This window comes from Maribacter arenosus, from assembly GCF_014610845.1.
In the GTDB taxonomy this organism is placed as follows: domain Bacteria; phylum Bacteroidota; class Bacteroidia; order Flavobacteriales; family Flavobacteriaceae; genus Maribacter_A; species Maribacter_A arenosus.
The window spans coordinates 1-4,635 of sequence record NZ_JABTCG010000017.1 but is presented as its reverse complement, the minus strand read 5'-3'; the positions used below and the strand labels follow the sequence as shown (position 1 = coordinate 4,635).

Genomic DNA, 4,635 nt, shown 5'->3' with positions numbered 1-4,635 from the left:
CATTGGCGATCTGGTCATCCGTGCCCACCAAACTGGAAAGGTCCACGGTTGTCGATGATCCACCCTCGATATCTATCTGTAGGCTGTTACCGGTCAAGGTAGCGCCGGTCAGATTCTGGTCGTCGGTACTGCCCGCGGCCAATTCGGCCAAGGCACCCTCTACTTCCGTGGACGTGAAGTTACCTGCTGCATCGGTGATGTTCACTTCATTGGCGATCTGGTCATCGGTGCCCACCAAACTGGAAAGGTCCACGGTTGTTGATGATCCACCCTCGATATCTATCTGTAGGCTGTTGCCGGTCAAGGTAGCGCCGGTCAGATTCTGGTCATCGGTGCTCAACGCACCTCCATCTACCAAAACCCAATTCGTTCCGTTCCACTGCATTATTTGGTCCGAGGCTGTACCGTCGGCTATATTTTCCAACTGTACCGCATTATCTGCCAATTCTGCATTAGTGATACCATCGGCAGCTACATCCAAAGTATATGGCGAGATTGTGGTTCCAGCTCCAGAACGGACTAAGGTACCGTCCGTAGCATTGGTTACCTCATTACCTATTACCCCATCATTTTCGGTAACCGTTACAGAACCTAAATCTACCAAGGTCCACGATGACGTGGTACCGTCCCACTGCATTACTTGCCCATCCGCGGTACCATTGGCTATGTTCTCCAACTGTACTGCGTCATCCGCAATCTCGGCATTGGTAATCCCATCTGCAGCCACGTCCAAAGTATAAGGACTTATTGCTGTTCCTGCTCCAGAACGGACCAAAGTACCGTCCGTAGCATTGGTTACTTCGTTGCCTATTACGGCATCCGCATCATCAACGTTCAAAGTAATATTGTTTCCACCGGTAATAGAGATATCACCAGGACTATTGTCCGTAGACAAAGTCTGATTATCCGTACCCACCAAACTGGAAAGGTCGACGGTTGTTGATGATCCACCCTCGATATCTATCTGTAGGCTGTTGCCGGTCAAGGTAGCGCCGGTCAGATTCTGGTCGTCAGTACTGCCCGCGGCCAATTCGGCCAAGGCCCCCTCTACTTCCGTGGACGTGAAGTTACCTGCCGCATCGGTGATGTTCACTTCATTCGCGATCTGGTCATCCGTGCCCACCAAACTGGAAAGGTCGACGGTTGTCGATGATCCACCCTCTATATCTATCTGTAGGCTGTTGCCGGTCAAGGTGGCGCCGGTCAGATTCTGGTCGTCAGTGCCCACCAAACTGGATAAATCCACCGTCTGGCTGGTTCCGTCCTCGATGCCTACCGTTAATACGTTAGCTCCAGAAAGAGCTAAATCCTCTATGTTCTGGTCATCGGTTCCCGAATCGTCCAAGTGAGAAAGATCGACCGTCTGGCTGGTTCCGTCCTCGATGCCCACTGTAAGTATGTTGGTTCCCACGTCAACGCCAAGACTCTCGATGTTCTGGTCGTCCGTACTGCCCGCGGCCAATTCGGCCAAGGCCCCTTCCACTTCCGTAGCGGTGAAGTTACCTGCCGCATCGGTGATGTTCACTTCATTGGCGATCTGGTCATCGGTGCCCACCAAACTGGAAAGGTCGACGGTTGTCGATGATCCACCCTCGATATCTATCTGTAGGCTGTTGCCGGTCAAGGTGGCACCGGTCAGATTCTGGTCGTCAGTGCTGCCCGCGGCCAATTCGGCCAAGGCACCCTCTACTTCCGTAGCGGTGAAGTTACCTGCCGCATCGGTGATGTTCACTTCATTGGCGATCTGGTCATCGGTTCCCGAATCGTCCAAGTGTGAAAGATCCACTGTCTGGCTGGTTCCGTCCTCGATGCCCACTGTAAGTATGTTGGTTCCCACGTCAACGCCAAGACTCTCGATGTTCTGGTCGTCAGTGCTGCCCGCGGCCAATTCGGCCAAGGCACCTTCCACTTCCGTGGACGTGAAGTTACCTGCCGCATCGGTGATGTTCACTTCATTGGCGATCTGGTCATCCGTGCCCACCAAACTGGAAAGGTCCACGGTTGTCGATGATCCACCCTCGATATCTATCTGTAGGCTGTTGCCGGTCAAGGTAGCGCCGGTCAGATTCTGGTCATCAGTGCCCACCAAACTGGATAAATCCACCGTCTGGCTGGTTCCGTCCTCGATGCCTACCGTTAATACGTTAGCTCCAGAAAGAGCTAAACCCTCTATGTTCTGGTCGTCAGTGCTGCCCGCGGCCAATTCGGCCAAGGCCCCTTCCACTTCCGTAGCGGTGAAGTTACCTGCCGCATCGGTGATGTTCACTTCATTGGCGATCTGGTCATCCGTGCCCACCAAACTGGAAAGGTCCACGGTTGTCGATGATCCACCCTCGATATCTATCTGTAGGCTGTTGCCGGTCAAGGTAGCGCCGGTCAGATTCTGGTCATCGGTGCCCACCAAACTGGATAAATCCACCGTCTGGCTGGTTCCGTCCTCGATGCCTACCGTTAATACGTTAGCTCCAGAAAGAGCTAAACCCTCTATGTTCTGGTCATCGGTTCCCGAATCGTCCAAGTGAGAAAGATCCACTGTCTGGCTGGTTCCGTCCTCGATGCCCACTGTAAGTATGTTGGTTCCCACGTCAACGCCAAGACTCTCGATGTTCTGGTCGTCCGTGCTGCCCGCGGCCAATTCGGCCAAGGCACCTTCCACTTCCGTAGCGGTGAAGTTACCTGCCGCATCGGTGATGTTCACTTCATTGGCGATTTGGTCGTCCGTGCCCACCAAACTGGAAAGGTCCACGGTTGTCGATGATCCACCCTCGATATCTATCTGTAGGCTGTTGCCGGTCAAGGTAGCGCCGGTCAGATTCTGGTCGTCAGTACTGCCCGCGGCCAATTCGGCCAAGGCACCCTCTACTTCCGTGGACGTGAAGTTACCTGCTGCATCGGTGATGTTCACTTCATTGGCGATCTGGTCATCGGTGCCCACCAAACTGGATAAATCCAGGACTGGGTTGTTACCTAATTCGTTGGTATAAGTAAGTTCATTAGTGGCTCCATTGAAGCCTAAAGTCGTATTAGTTTCTGAAATTGTTACTGAAGCAACATTCAAGTATAATGCGCCATCAGTTCCTGCTGAAATATCATTGTTTGGATCATTACTGATCATATCTAGCGTTACCGGAGCTGCGCCATCATCCTCTAAAGACAAATTAATGACACCTCCACTTATTGAAAGCCCATCAATAGTCTGGTCATCCGTACTACCCGCGGCTAGCTCATCTAATGCAGCCTGTGTGTCGCCAGCAGTTAATCCGGAGGTTGTATTGTCATAAGTAACTTCAGCAGCGGTCTGGTCATCGGTTCCCGAATCGTCCAAGTGTGAAAGATCCACTGTCTGGCTGGTTCCGTCCTCGATGCCAACTGTAAGTATGTTGGTTCCCACGTCAACGCCAAGACTCTCGATGTTCTGGTCGTCCGTACTGCCCGCGGCCAATTCGGCCAAGGCGCCCTCTACTTCCGTAGCGGTGAAGTTGCCCCCTGCATCCGTAATATTCACCTCAGATGCAATCTGGTCATCGGTGCCCGGATTATCCAATGCGCTCAAATCAGCTGTTGCCGTTCCGCCATCCTCCAAGGCTATCGTCAACTCGTTGGTTCCTGCGTTGAACAATGTGTTGGGGTCATCCAATTGTTGGTCGTCAGTGCTGCCCGCGGCAAGTTCATCTATTGCTGCCTGCGTATTGCCAGCTGTCAAGCCTGAAGTAGTATTGTCATAAGATACTTCGGCAGCGGTCTGGTCATCGGTTCCTGAATCGTCCAAATGAGAAAGATCCACTGTCTGGCTGGTTCCGTCCTCGATGCCCACTGTAAGTATGTTGGTTCCCACGTCAACGCCAAGACTCTCGATATTCTGATCGTCCGTACTGCCAGCGGCCAATTCGGCCAAGGCGCCCTCTACTTCCGTAGCGGTGAAGTTACCTGCCGCATCGGTGATGTTCACTTCATTGGCGATTTGGTCATCCGTACTAACATATCCACTTAAATCAACTCCAGTTGCACCTGCAGCCGCATTAGTCAATGTAAGTAGATTACCAGTAAGATTTAAATCCGACAGTTCATTAGTCGGGTCTGGATCTAAATCTGGACTCGCGCTTCCACCTACCTGTTGCCAAGCTGCGCCGTCCCAAACATACAATTGTCCTGCAGCGTCATCAACGTAAGTGACACCTGCATTACTTGGTACTAGTGCCGGAGCCCCAGTTCCGATTAAAGTAAGTTCATTAGTCAAGTCTTCATCAGGGTCAAGTGAATTTACCGTGTAATTACCATTTCCATCATCTGTAACAGATATGGCCCCAGTTCCGGCGATTACGGTTTCAACCAAACTTGATAAATCAACAATCTCATTTCCACCATTTTCTATACCAATGGTAAGATCCGTTCCAGTAAGTATAGATCCGCTTATATTTTGGTCATCCGTACTTTCTGTATTGAGTTCATCAATTGCAGCTTGTACATCGGTGGCAACCAGGCCGGAGGTCGTATTGTCGTATGGGTTCGAACTCGCGTTCGTATCTATGGTCTGTACGTTTCCAGCCTCGTCGGTATACGTATATACACCGTTCACTGGAGTTGATAAGGTAGATATGGAAGTATCTGTAATAAGAACTGTTCCTCCTGCTGCAT

At 51.5% G+C, this 4,635-nt stretch carries 1 protein-coding gene; it reads right to left on the bottom strand.

The genetic code is table 11. The features are described from left to right. Positions 1–4,635: beta strand repeat-containing protein (locus tag HPE63_RS18415; RefSeq protein WP_188315774.1), on the bottom strand; the 4,635-nt coding region annotated here is incomplete at both ends.